Origin of the sequence: Sphingobacterium zeae (assembly GCF_030818895.1) — a bacterium.
Taxonomy (GTDB): Bacteria; Bacteroidota; Bacteroidia; order Sphingobacteriales; family Sphingobacteriaceae; genus Sphingobacterium; species Sphingobacterium zeae.
The window spans coordinates 1,727,763-1,741,847 of sequence record NZ_JAUTBA010000001.1; the positions used below are offsets into that span (position 1 = coordinate 1,727,763).

Sequence of the window (14,085 nt, forward strand, 5' to 3'; positions counted from 1 at the left end):
ATGAATGTTATCAAAGGGAAAAAAGAATTTTTCAAAGGCGTAGGCCAAATTCAATTCGAAGGGAAAGACAGCACAAATCCATTGGCTTTCCGTTATTACAACCCTAAGCAGCTTGTAGGGGGAAAGACGATGGAAGAGTATTTTAAATTTGCCTGTTCGTACTGGCATTCGTTCAACGGAAACGGATCCGATCCATTTGGCGGACCGACACATCAATTTCCTTGGGATGAAAGCAGCGACGTAATCACCAGAGCAAAAGATAAAATGGATGCGGCCTTCGAATTTATCAGTAAAATTAATATACCTTATTACTGCTTCCACGACGTCGATTTAGTGGATTATTCGGATAATGTGGTTGAAAATGAAAAACGCCTGTCCACTATTGTTGATTATGCAAAGGAGAAACAACAGGAAAGCGGTATCAAATTGCTTTGGGGAACAGCCAACCTTTTTAGCCATAAACGCTATATGAATGGTGCCGCAACAAATCCTGATTTTCATGTTCTAGCACATGGTGGCGCTCAGGTTAAGGCAGCATTGGATGCAACAATTGCCCTCGGCGGTGAAAACTATGTGTTCTGGGGCGGAAGAGAGGGTTATATGAGCCTTTTAAATACCAATATGAAACGCGAGCAGGAACATCTTGCGCAGTTTTTGCACATGGCCAAAGATTATGCCCGCAAAAACGGCTTTAAAGGGACTTTCTTTATCGAACCCAAACCATGTGAACCGACAAAACATCAGTATGATTACGATGCGGCTACCGTACTTGGATTCTTACGTCAGTATAATCTTTTGGACGATTTTAAATTAAATTTAGAAGTCAACCACGCGACATTGGCCGGACATACTTTTCAACACGAGTTACAGGTCGCTGTAGATGCCGGTAAATTGGGTTCCATTGATGCCAACCGTGGTGATTATCAAAATGGATGGGATACGGATCAATTTCCAAATGATATCAATGAGTTGACCGAAGCGATGTTGATTATTTTAGAAGGTGGCGGACTCCAAGGTGGAGGTGTGAATTTTGATGCCAAAATCCGTCGGAATTCGACAGATCCCGAAGATTTATTTTATGCGCATATCGGTGGGATGGATATTTTTGCCCGCGCATTGCTTACAGCAGATCGTATCCTGCAAGACTCGGAGTACAAAAAAATAAGGGCAGAGCGTTATGCCTCTTTTGATACCGGTCATGGCGCATCATTCGAAGGACAGGCATTGACATTGGAGAACTTAAGAGATTTAGCAGTAGAATTGGGAGAACCAAAAACGATTAGTGGTAAGCAAGAGTATTTAGAAAATTTGATCAACAGATATATATAGTTCTAAAAATATTTCTATATTAGGCGATCGAATTAAACCAATTACCATTACATGAATAATTATTTAAGCACAAAAGATTACATCGTTTTCCTGATCTACTTTGTCATTGTAGCCGGTTACGGATTATGGGTGTATTATCGCAAGAAATCTGAATCTGTAGGATCTAAAGATTATTTTCTGGCTGAGGGGTCATTGACCTGGTGGGCTATTGGGGCATCACTGATTGCATCCAATATATCTGCAGAGCAATTTATCGGTATGAGCGGTTCCGGATTTAAGATGGGATTGGCTATTGCGACGTATGAGTGGATGGCGGCCATCACGCTGATTGTTGTTGCCGTATTTTTTATACCGGTATATCTAAAGAATAAGATTTTTACGATGCCACAGTTTCTCCATAAACGTTATAATGGAACTGTTGCGATGATTATGGCCGTGTTCTGGTTACTGTTGTATGTGGTCGTCAATTTGACTTCTATCCTTTATTTGGGCGCAATTGCAGTAAGCAGTATCTCGGGTATCAGTCTTGAAGCGTGTATGTATGCCATAGCAATTTTTGCGGTTATCATTACCTTAGGTGGTATGAAGGTGATTGGCTATACGGATATTATTCAGGTTTTCTTTTTGGTATTGGGAGGTTTGGCGACAACTTATCTCGCCCTCAACCTTGTTTCGGAGCACTATGGTGGCTCAGGCGTATTGGAAGGTTATCACTTGATGACCGAAAAGGCTTCTGACCACTTCCATATGATTCTGGATCGTAAAAACGAGAACTATCTCGATTTACCGGGGCTAACTGTATTGATCGGGGGGATGTGGATCGTTAATTTGAACTACTGGGGATGTAATCAATACATCACGCAACGCGCACTTGGAGCAGATTTGAAAACCGCGAGAAACGGTATCTTGTTTGCCGCATTTCTGAAGTTATTAATGCCTATTATTGTGGTGTTGCCAGGTATTGCAGCTTATGTCATGTGGAAAGATGGCTTGTTTCAAAATGAAATGATGCAACATGGTGAGGTCAACCCGGATCATGCTTACCCAGTTTTGTTGAATTTGTTGCCGGCTGGTCTGAAGGGTTTGTCTTTTGCAGCCTTGACAGCGGCGGTGGTTGCTTCTTTGGCGGGTAAGGCAAACAGTATTGCAACAATCTTCTCCTTGGATATTTACAAGAAAGTATTCAATACAGAAGCTTCGGACAAGAAATTGGTCAACATCGGCAAGCTAACTGTTGTGGTTGCCATGATTTTGGGCGTACTGATTGCGCCACATCTAGGTATTGATAAAAAAGGTGGATTCCAATATATTCAGGAATATACAGGTTTTGTATCTCCAGGTATTTTTGCGATGTTCATTTTAGGATTCTTCTGGAAGAAAGCAACTTCAAATGCGGCTTTGTTTGCAACAATTGGAGGTTTTATTTTCTCCATCATCTTCAAAAAATTGCCGGATTGGGTCGATCTGTCATTCTTGTCATCAACAGGTTTCTCCGTTCCAAATCCAACAACAGGAGTGTACGAAATTCCATTTTTGGATCGTATGGGATTTGTCTTCATTATCTGTATTATCGGTATGATTCTCATTAGTATCATCGACAATAAGCGTGGTGTCGTGCCTGCTGGATTGGAAGTTGATACCACGATGTTTAAACCACACCGGGCGTTTTTGGTCATCGCATTGATCGTAGCGCTATTGGTTACAGCCTTATATTCTATTTATTGGTAATCCAATAGCAAATAAGATTTTAAAAACTCCTGTCAACCTCGGTTGATGGGAGTTTTTTGTTTGTTTTAAAAATACCTATCTTGGTTTTACTAAAACCTTTGCTTAACGAAAGATTACTTAACGAAAGATTGCTGCTATGAAAAGAACATCCTCCTTGCTAATGACGACGCTGTTTGGATTGCTTACTACCGGTACGCCGATGCTGAGTTCAGCTCAGCGCACACAGAAACCGCCTTTACATGGAAAACATTGGATGGCAATTACCGGTAAGCCCTTGGCGGCAACAGCGGGTGCCCAGCTATTCCAACAAGGCGGAAATGCGGTGGACGCTGCTTGTGCCATGCTCGCAGCAACTTGCACCATGTGGGATGTACTGAGTTGGGGCGGAGAGATGCAAGCGTTAATTTATCATCCGAAACTAAAGAAGGTCATTGCGATAAATGCCTTGGGCGTAGCACCCAGTGGAGCGACAGTCGATTTTTTTAGGTCAAAGGGCTACGAATTTCCACCAGAATATGGTCCTCTTGCTGCTGTCACGCCAGGTACACCCGGCGGATTGTGCTATATGTTGGCTCATTATGGAACGAAAAGTTTAGCAGAAGTATTAGCTCCTGCTCTTGAAATGGCTGCAGGGTACCCGATTGACGCGCAAACTGCAACGAGTATTGAACGTGGCAAAGAGCGCATTAAAGAATGGCCATACAGTAAAAAGGTATTTTTAGTACATGAAGGGAAATCCTGGGAAGCTCCCGAAGCGGGAGAGGTTTTTGTGCAGCAGGATCTGCATAAGACCCTGTCCAAATTGATAGAAGCGGAAAAGAAGGCTCTTGCAGCGGGTAAAGATCGGAAGGCAGCAATCATGGCTGCTTATGATCGGTTTTACACCGGCGATATTGCAGATGAATTTGTCCGTGGCAGTAAGGAGCAAGGAGGCTTAATCACGAAAGCAGACCTAGCCAATTGGAAACCTATTGAGGAGGAACCATTGCATGTCAATTATAAGGGCGTTGACGTGTATAAATTACAAGAATGGACGCAAGGTCCAGCCATGCTGCAGAGTCTGCAGATGCTGAAAAACTTTGATCTAAAGGCAATGGGCTATAATTCTGCTTCTTATATTCATACACTCTATCAGGTGATGAACTTGGCCTTTGCTGATCGGGATTTTTATTACGGTGATCCCTACGGTAAACCTAAGACACCAATTCAAGGCCTTTTGAATGAGTCCTATGCTAAGACTAGGGCCGCAACCATTGATCTTAAGCAAAATAACCCGAATGTACTTCCCGGAGACCCTTATCCATACGAAGGTAAGCAGAATCCGTATCTTTCGTTACTGGAGCAGCGTAAGAAAGAGTTTACGCCACATACGGAGCTGAAAAATGATTTTGTCCCTAAACATGACGCACGCTCAAGTTCGTCTGTGAAGGACTTGTCGGCGGCGGCGCTTATGGCTTCGCTATCCGTTGATAGTGCATATATGGACCGCTTATTACGGGGAACCACCAGCGTTGAAGCTGCGGATGAAGAGGGTTGGGTCGTTTCCATTACGCCAAGTGGCGGCTGGCTACCCGCCTGTATCGCAGGTAATACCGGAGTGGGTATGAGTCAGCGTTTGCAGAGTTTTGTCTTAGATTCACTGATTAACCCGTTCAATGTGGTCGAGCCCGGCAAAAGACCGCGTGTAACGCTTACACCTTCGATGGCGTTGAAAAACGGAAAATCTTACCTTTCTTTTGCCGTGCAGGGCGGAGATACACAAGATCAAAACCAACTGCAGTTTTTCTTGAATATGGTTGAGTTTGGTATGACGCCACAACAAGCCAGCGAGGCGGCCAATATCAATAGCAATCAGCTTTGGCTGTCGCTGGGTGGAACCAAGACCGATGATCGAAAACCGCGCTCAGGAAGCCTGCTATTGGATAAAAATACAGCACCAGCAATTATTGAGCAATTGAAGAGCATGGGCTACAGTATTCAGCTAGGCGAGCGTACCAGCGGACCTATCAACGCGATTTATTTCGACCAGCAACACCATACGCTTTGGGGCGGTAGTAGCAATAATGGAGAGGATTACGGCATCGGTTGGTAAGCTGTACTGTTGTTTAAAAGGCTAGCCTTAAGTTTTGTTATCTGCACGGTATTTGTTATCTTACCTACTGATCGAAAATTGATTTTTGTTATGGAGGGTAGTGTCAATACATATTCGTTTGTTTTTCAACCTGATGAAGCTGGTATTGTTATGGTGGATGGTTTGAAGCGACGGTTACGTGCGTCGTTGGCCGAACTATTTCCCGACGAAAACAAAGGCTGGTATACCAGTTGTAATGCCAAAGCCCATGTCACAATATGTGCTTTCAAAGCCGAGGAGAGTAAACTGGCCAGGGCGATTGAGGCTTTGCAGGAAACCTTGGTGTACGAACGAAGCCAATATGTTTACTTTGATCATTTTTCGTCGTTTTCTGGAGGAGCTTTTTTTATTGCGCCGACGGTACATGCGCGCAGTTACCTTAAGGATCGCGCGAGAAAGGTTGTTCAGACCTTAACGGAGTTTGATTTGATTGATATTAGCGACGAACCTCATATCTCAATCGGGCGGCAGCTTGAGCCAGAATGGCTGGAGATCGCCAAGCAGCAATTCAGATCAGTTGACCTAAGCTTTATGTGCAAGGGTGTGCATGTGCGCGAGTTTAAATCGGATTTAGGCCAGTACGAAACCATAGATTTTATACCATTTGGCAACCAGTCAAAAGAGAATTCTGGCCAGCTCGCATTTAAATTCTAATTATATCACTGTTTAATTGCCAAATCGTTTAAAGCTTTTTATCTTTAAGGCAGACAATAGACGATATTGCACTTACAGTACCTTATGCATTACGACGAATCCCATCATAAATCCCTTTCTGATATCCACGAAAGTGTAGATGTCAATAAAGGAAAATCCAAATTTAAAAAGATACTTAGTTTCTTTGGGCCTGCTTATCTCATTAGCGTAGGATATATGGATCCAGGTAACTGGGCAACGGATCTTGCCGGCGGGAGCCAATTTGGCTATACCCTGATCTGGGTTTTACTGATGAGTAATATCATGGCTTTAGTGCTCCAGAATTTATGTGCACGGCTCGGTATTGTGCGCGGCAAAGATCTTGCGCAGTGTAATCGGGAGACCTATCCTAAGCGGATGAATTTTGTATTGTATGTGCTCGCGGAAATTGCCATCGCAGCCTGTGACCTGGCCGAAGTGCTCGGTATGGCCATCGGTCTTAACCTCCTTTTTGGTATTGATCTGATCTGGGGTGTCATGATCAGTTTTGCAGATACTTTCTTATTGCTCTATCTCCAAAAGCTGGGGATGCGAAAAATGGAACTTTTTATCATTGGACTGATTGCACTTATTGGCATGTGCTTTATGGTGGAAATGTTTTTGGCTAAGCCAGATTTTGCAGAAGTGGCCACCGGATTTATACCCAGTATCCCCAATAGTGCCGCACTCTACATTGCTATAGGTATTATCGGTGCGACGGTCATGCCGCATAATCTGTATCTGCATTCGGCTCTTGTGCAGACGCGCAAAATTGATCGCGATGACAGCTCCATCCGAAAATCGCTCAAGTATAATTTTTGGGATAGTGCTATTGCTTTAAATCTGGCCTTTCTCGTGAATGCGGCGATTTTGATCCTTGCAGCATCTGTTTTTCATAAGAATGGTAGGCATGACGTGGCCGAACTCGAAGATGCGTATCATCTATTGGGCAATCTTCTTGGAACGGAATGGGCATCGAAATTGTTTGCTGTTGCCTTGATTCTCGCCGGGCAGAGCTCGACCGTGACGGGTACATTAGCTGGCCAGATTGTCATGGAGGGATATTTACGCTTGCGTATCAGCCCGACCTTACGGAGGATTATCACCCGGCTGTTGGCCATTATACCGGCGATATTGGTTATCCTGATTTCCGGCGAAGGCCGCGTGGGGCAGCTCCTCATCTTTAGCCAGGTCATATTAAGTATGCAACTCGCCTTTGCAGTTATTCCGTTGATCCATTTTGTTAGCGATAAAGTAACCATGGGCGACTTTGCCATCAAGCCGTTAACAAAGGCAGTGGCCTGGCTGATTGCTGCCATTATCGCTGTGCTGAATCTGAAATTGGTGTATGACGAAGTGGTCGGCTGGATTGGCGAAGCTAATAATATTGTAGTAACGGTGATACTGATAATGGGCGCCGCAGGGTTGTTCGCTTTGCTAGTCATGACGGTATTATATCCAATTTTACTAAAATCTAAAACGATGAATCTGGAGGTCCATCCTCCATTTGAGGCGCTGCATGTTGAACATAAAAGCTCCTTCAAGAAGGTGGTTATTGCGCTGGACTTCTCCAGTTCGGATCAGAAGATCATTCAATATGCTTTGCAGCTATCTCATAAAGACACCGCGTTTGTCTTGGTACATATTGTTGAGAGCGCCTCCGTAAAATATACCGGAGAGTCGACAGATGATTTTGAATCGCGTCAGGACTTAGAGCGTCTGAAGTTGTATGCTGACTTTCTCGTATCAAAAGGGTATCAGACGGAATACGAATTGGGGTATAATAACCGGATTAAGAGTATCGCAGCAGTTTGCGAAAAATATGCGGCTGATCTGTTGGTGGTCGGCAGTCATGGGCACAGCGGTTTGAAGGATTTTATTTTTGGGGAGACGGTCAACAAGCTGCGACATGCAGTAAAAGTACCTGTTTTTATTGCGAAATAGGTCCTCAGGAGCTTTGATGAATACCCTCTGTCTATTCACTGTAATTTTATTGCCTAAAAAGTGAGCCGGTAGATCGCTAAGTGCCAAATAATGCTTACTTTTGCGACATCAAATCAAGATATGAGCGACGCTATTAAACACGAGTGCGGAATCGCACTAATTCGCCTGTTAAAACCCTTATCTTATTATCAGGAAAAATATGGTACGCCATTTTATGGCATCAACAAATTGTACCTATTAATGGAAAAACAGCACAACCGTGGACAAGACGGGGCTGGGATTGCAACCATTAAATTTGATGTAAAACCTGGAAATCGTTACATTTCGCGTTACAGAGCTATGGGCTCAACTGCCGTGGCAGACATATTCGAATATGTGCAGAAAAAATTCGCTTCCGTTCAGAAAGCGTTTCCAGAGGAGTCAAAAGATACCCAATGGTTAAAAGATAATGTAAGTTTTACCGGAGAAGTACTTTTAGGACATTTGCGCTATGGAACACATGGCAAGAACAGTATCGAAAGCTGTCACCCGTTTTTAAGACAAAACAACTGGATGTCCCGTAATTTGGTTGTAGCAGGTAACTTCAACATGACCAATGTGGATGAGTTGTTGCAACAGTTATACGAGTTGGGACAGCATCCGAAAGAAAAGGCAGATACGGTGACTGTTTTGGAAAAAATCGGTCATTTCCTCGACGATGAAAATCAAGATCTATTTGACCAATTCAAAAAAGAAGGTTATTCTAATGTTGAAATCAGCTCGCTGATTGCTAAAAATATTGATGTATCAAAGATTTTGAAGCGTTCGGCCAAAACGTGGGATGGCGGTTACACCATAGCAGGTATCTTTGGCCATGGCGATGCGTTCGTTATGCGCGATCCGGCAGGTATTCGTCCGGCGTTTTATTACCAGGACGAGGAAATTCTGGTGGTCGCATCAGAAAGACCTGTTATCCAGACAGCATTCAATATCCCTATCGGTGCTGTGAAGGAAATTAAACCGGGTCATGCCCTGATTGCCAAAAAAGATGGGACCGTATCTCAAGAGATGTTTAGACAACCCGTAGAACAACGTTCTTGTTCTTTCGAAAGGATTTATTTCTCCCGTGGATCGGATGCTGATATCTATCAAGAACGTAAAGAATTGGGGAGATTACTGGTACCTCAGGTATTGGAATCTGTCAAAAATAATATCAAAAATACCGTATTCTCATTCATTCCGAATACTGCAGAAGTATCTTATTATGGCTTAATGGATGGTATTAATACTTATGTTCGTGATTTTCAAAAAGAGACTTTATTGAATCGTTCAGAAAAGATTTCTGATGAAGAATTGGATGAAATCTTGAGTATTAAACCTCGTTTTGAAAAGCTTAACGTGAAGGATGCTAAATTGCGTACATTCATTACGCAGGACGCAGACCGTACCGATATGGTGCAGCACGTTTATGATACCACCTACGGTATTGTGAAAGATCATGAAGATACGATTGTTGCCATTGATGACTCGATCGTTCGGGGAACAACACTGAAGCAAAGTATTCTAACTATCTTAGACCGTCTGAATCCGAAAAAGATTGTCATTGTTTCTTCGGCCCCGCAGATTCGTTATCCCGATTGTTATGGTATTGATATGTCACGTATGGGTGAATTTGTTGCATTCGAAGCAGCCATCAATCTCTTGAAACAACGTGGTATGGCACATGTTATCGATGAGGTTTATCAGAAGTGTGTGTTGTCGATGACGCAGGATGTCAACGAGATTGAAAATTATGTCAAAGCGATCTATGCGCCGTTTACCGATGAGGAGATCTCAGAAGAAATCGCTCGTATCGTCAGACCACACCACCTCAAAGCTGAACTGGAAGTGGTGTACCAAACCCTAGACAATTTACACCAAGCTTGCCCAGACCATAAGGGCGATTGGTATTTTTCAGGCGATTATCCTACACCTGGTGGAAACAAGGTGGTCAACAAAGCGTATATGAACTGGATTGAAGGAAAGAATGTGAGAGCATATTTCAGTAATTAAGTTCAAAAATATCAGTGGAAGGGATGCATTTATGCATCCCTTTTTTTTATCTTCGTACTCAGAAAAATCTGAATCCTAAATTAAAAGACCGATCAATAGCAAAGGGAATTGCTGTCAGTAAATAAACCGATCATGAAACATATTTTTAAGAGCCTCTATTTTCAAGTTGTGCTGGGTATACTGTTGGGTATCATCTGTGGAATCTATTACCCTGACTTTGCTGTTAAGCTAAAGCCGTTGGGCGATGCTTTCATAAAACTGATCAAGATGGTCATTGCGCCATTGATTTTCAGTTCCATTGTAATCGGTATCGCTGGAATGCAGGATACAAAAAAAGTGGGAAAAATCGGCCTGACTTCAATTATCTATTTCGAAATCATGACCACCATCGCCCTGATTATTGGTCTCGTCTTTGTCAATTGGATACAGCCGGGTACCGGGATGAATGCTGATCCGGCAAGTCTCGATGTCTCTTCGGTATCCCATTACATTTCAGAATCCAAAGAACCGCACAGCTTCATGGATTTCATCATAGGTATTATTCCAAGTAACGTCATCGCTGCAGTAGCTTCAGACAACATGTTGCAGGTGCTCGTGTTTGCAGTCCTTTTTGGTATTGGAATGACAAAAATAGGGGAGAAAGCGTCCGAGCCTGTACTCCATGTGTTGCAGTCGTTTCTAAAGGTCCTTTTTTCCATTATCAAAATGATCATGTATCTCGCTCCGATTGGAGCAATGGGAGCCATGGGCTTTACGATCGGTAAGTTTGGAATTCAGGCCTTGTCTAAACTGGGTATGTTGATGGTGAGCTTCTACCTGACCTGTTTCATTTTTGTGATTATCGTCATTGGAGGAGTATTGTATTTCTATCTCAAGGTAAACGTATTTAAGTTCTTAAAATATATTAAAGAGGAAATTCTGATTGTATTGGGTACTTCGTCCTCCGAGTCGGCATTGCCTGGTATCATGCAAAAGATGGAAGATGCCGGCTGTGCGAAACCTGTCGTCGGGCTAGTCATTCCTACGGGCTATTCTTTCAATCTGGATGGAACAAGTATCTATCTGACAATGGCTGCGGTCTTTATTTCACAGGCACTCAATATGCACCTTAGCTTGGAGCAGGAAATTACGCTATTGTTGGTCTTGCTGTTAACTTCCAAGGGAGCAGCCGGTGTTACTGGAAGTGGTTTTGTGACCCTTGCTGCAACATTACCTGTTGTTGGCCATGTGCCTGTAGAGTCGGTTGCGTTGATCTTTGGCGTAGACCGTTTTATGAGTGAAGCTCGGGCAATAACCAATTTAATCGGAAATTCAGCGGCAACACTGGTCATTTCGAAGTATGAAAACAGTTTGGACGAGGAGATCCTGCATGAAAAGCTAGGCTCAAAAAGATAAAAAAGCCCGGAAAATCCTGTTTCCGGGCTAATTTTAATCGATGTTCATTTGAGAATTCGTTAATTCTCTTTTTTTGTATTTTCTACATCTTGTGCCAAATTGATGGCACCGATTACTTTTTCTTCCAAGAGGGCGAGTTTGATCACCTGAGCCATTTCAGTCACATAGTGGAACTCCATGTCTTTGATATAATCTTCCTTGATCTCCAGAATATCTTTTTCATTGGATTTGCAAAGGATAATATCCTTGATATTAGCGCGTTTAGCGGCAAGAATTTTCTCCTTGATACCACCCACGGGCAACACCTTTCCGCGCAGGGTGATTTCTCCTGTCATGGCTAATTTTTCCTTCACTTTGCGTTGCGTAAAGAGCGATGTCAGCGCCGTGAGCATGGTGATACCGGCCGATGGACCATCTTTTGGAATGGAGCCCGCGGGAACGTGAATGTGAATATCCCAATGGTCAAATACGCGATAGTCTATTCCGAAATCAGCAGCGTGCGCTTTGAGGTACGCCAGTGCAATCGACGCAGATTCTTTCATCACATCGCCCAGATTACCCGTCAGGCTCAAACGGCCTTTTCCCGGACTTAGTGAAGACTCTATAAATAAGATGTCGCCACCTACGGATGTCCAGGCCAATCCAGTCACCACCCCAGCCACATTGTTATTTTCATACATGTCCTTATCAAATATTGGCGCACCTAGGATATCGAGCAGGTCTTGTTCACTGATACTTGGGTTATAATCTTTCTCCATCACAATGCGTGTCGCAATACCACGGACGACAGAGCCAATCTTTTTTTCCAATCCACGTACACCAGATTCACGTGTGTAGTCCTCGATTATTTTCTCGATAATTTTACCTTTTAGGCTGACATTCTTAGAAGCCATCCCATGCATTTCCCGTTGTTTTGGCAAAAGGTGTTTTTTGGCAATTTCGATTTTCTCCTCGATGGTGTATCCATTTACTTCAATAATCTCCATCCGATCCAATAAAGCTGGCTGAATAGAACTCAATGAATTGGCTGTTGCAATAAACATCACTTTGGAAAGGTCAAACTCCATTTCCACATAGTGATCATAGAAATGCGTATTTTGTTCGGGATCCAATACCTCCAATAAGGCCGAAGAAGGGTCTCCTTTAAAGTCTGCACTCATCTTATCGATTTCGTCCAAAATAAATACAGGATTTGCCGTCCCGGCTTTTTTCAACGATTGAATGATACGCCCTGGCATTGCTCCGATATAAGTTTTGCGGTGACCCCGGATTTCTGCTTCATCGCGCACACCGCCTAACGCCATGCGGGTATATTTACGGCCAAGCGCTTTGGCGATAGATCTTCCCAACGATGTCTTACCGACTCCCGGAGGACCTACCAAACAAAGAATAGGCGCCTTCATATCATTTTTTAATTTTAATACCGCAAGGTATTCAATGATACGTTTTTTTACTTTTTCCAGTCCGTAATGGTCTTTATCGAGTACTTTTTGTGCTTTGTTTAAGTCAAAATTATCTTTTGTTGTTATCATTCCAGGGCAGATCCAAAAGGAGCTCGAGGTAATTGAGCTGTACCGAATAATCTGCCGCAGCAGGATTAATGCGGGAGAGTTTCTCCAGTTCCTTTGTAAAATGTTTTTCAACTTCAAGACTCCACTTCTTTGACTTACCGCGTTTTTTAAGCTCTTCCAATTCAAGATCCGGCGTATTTCCACCCAGCTCTTCCTGAATCGTTTTCAGCTGCTGGTTTAAGAAATAATCGCGTTGCTGTTTGTCAAGATCCACACGTACTTTATTCTGAATCTGATGCTTTAGTTCCAGCATCTGGATTTCAGTCGTCAACAGCTCCAATAAAAGTTTTGCGCGGTTCTCTACTTTCGGTATTTGAAGCAGCTCCTGTTTTTTTGTCATTTCGACATTGATATTCGACGAAATGAAGTTGATCAGAAAAGAAGGGCTTTCAATATTTTTAATCGCGATACCAGCTTCACTAGGCAAGTTTGGCGACAGTTGGATGATCTGCAGCGCCATTTCTTTTAAAGTGGAAATTGTCGCTTTGAAGTGCTTGGTCATCTTCGGCTTTGCCTCGTTGAATTTCTCGACACGTGCCTTTAAGTAAGGCTCAGTTCCGACAATTTCCAACAAGTTGAACCGCTGTTTTCCCTGAATGATGACGGTGGTATTACCATCCGGCATTTGCAGTACTTTAATGATATGAGCAACGGTGCCCACTTTGTTTAGTTCTTCAAATCCTGGGTCCTCTACGGTCATATCCTTTTGAGACACGACACCGATAGTCTTGCTGCCCTTATAAGCTTCTTTGACCAATTTGATGGATTTATCTCTACCTACGGTAATCGGAATAACAACACCGGGAAATAATACGGTATTACGTAAAGGCAAAATTGACAATGCTTCTGGAATTTCAGCATTCGCCATATTATCTTCATCCTCTTGCGTAAGTAAGGGAAAGAATTCGGTATCCTCTGCAACGATTGGAATTGCTTGACTGAAATCAAAAGTTTCGAATTTGCTCATAGTGTTTATTTTGTGTATTTGGCAGTCGCTGACATGTTGACGGCAGACTTTCAAATTTTAAGCTTCTAATAATGTTTCCCCTGTATTGCAAGCGGAGTGCCAATTGCTAGAAGTCAGCAAAATTACAAATCTATTTTCCAGAATAGGAAAAAAAGGCAGGTTAAATAAAATTTATCTGCCATTTATTGGAGAAATAGGCATAATAATTGTAATATTGGAGTGTGAAAAGGCGCTGATGGCAGTTTCTGGTGTTACGGAAATCATACGGAAGCTATTTTCAGAGACGTAGAAACGATCGCTAGCGATCATTATGAAGT

Annotated in this window: 7 protein-coding genes and 1 pseudogene; 7 read left to right on the forward strand and 1 reads right to left on the reverse strand. The window is 42.9% G+C overall.

The features are described from left to right. The 7 genes from xylA (at window position 1) to dctA (ending at window position 11,230) form a co-directional block, all read left to right on the forward strand. Complete coding sequence (gene xylA / locus QE382_RS07230) at window positions 1-1,329, forward strand: xylose isomerase (RefSeq protein ID WP_209577877.1); 1,329 nt, start codon at window positions 1-3, stop codon at window positions 1,327-1,329. Window positions 1,330-1,380: 51 nt separating this feature from the next. After that, window positions 1,381-3,057 (forward strand): sodium/sugar symporter, encoded by a 1,677-nt coding sequence (locus QE382_RS07235; protein ID WP_307185278.1) that lies wholly within the window; start codon window positions 1,381-1,383, stop codon window positions 3,055-3,057. A 136-nt stretch (window positions 3,058-3,193) separates the two neighbouring features. Further along, on the forward strand, window positions 3,194-5,149 hold the full coding sequence (locus tag QE382_RS07240; RefSeq protein WP_307185279.1) for a gamma-glutamyltransferase family protein: 1,956 nt from the start codon (window positions 3,194-3,196) through the stop codon (window positions 5,147-5,149). Window positions 5,150-5,239: 90 nt separating this feature from the next. After that, a complete protein-coding gene (locus QE382_RS07245) occupies window positions 5,240-5,842 on the forward strand; it encodes a 2'-5' RNA ligase family protein (protein ID WP_307185280.1) in 603 nt (200 codons plus the stop codon). 84 nt (window positions 5,843-5,926) lie between these two features. Further along, window positions 5,927-7,804 carry an Nramp family divalent metal transporter gene (locus QE382_RS07250; RefSeq protein ID WP_307185281.1) on the forward strand — a complete coding sequence of 626 codons (1,878 nt, stop codon included), beginning with the start codon at window positions 5,927-5,929 and terminating at the stop codon, window positions 7,802-7,804. 120 nt (window positions 7,805-7,924) lie between these two features. Beyond that, window positions 7,925-9,835 (forward strand): amidophosphoribosyltransferase, encoded by a 1,911-nt coding sequence (locus QE382_RS07255; RefSeq protein WP_307188016.1) that lies wholly within the window; start codon window positions 7,925-7,927, stop codon window positions 9,833-9,835. 132 nt (window positions 9,836-9,967) lie between these two features. Further along, complete coding sequence (dctA, locus tag QE382_RS07260; RefSeq protein ID WP_307185282.1) at window positions 9,968-11,230, forward strand: C4-dicarboxylate transporter DctA; 1,263 nt, start codon at window positions 9,968-9,970, stop codon at window positions 11,228-11,230. A gap of 59 nt (window positions 11,231-11,289) precedes the next feature. On the opposite strand, the pseudogene lon reads toward dctA, so the two are convergent. Further along, window positions 11,290-13,768, reverse strand: a pseudogene (gene lon, locus QE382_RS07265) (endopeptidase La). Between the last annotated feature and the right edge of the window lie 317 nt (window positions 13,769-14,085).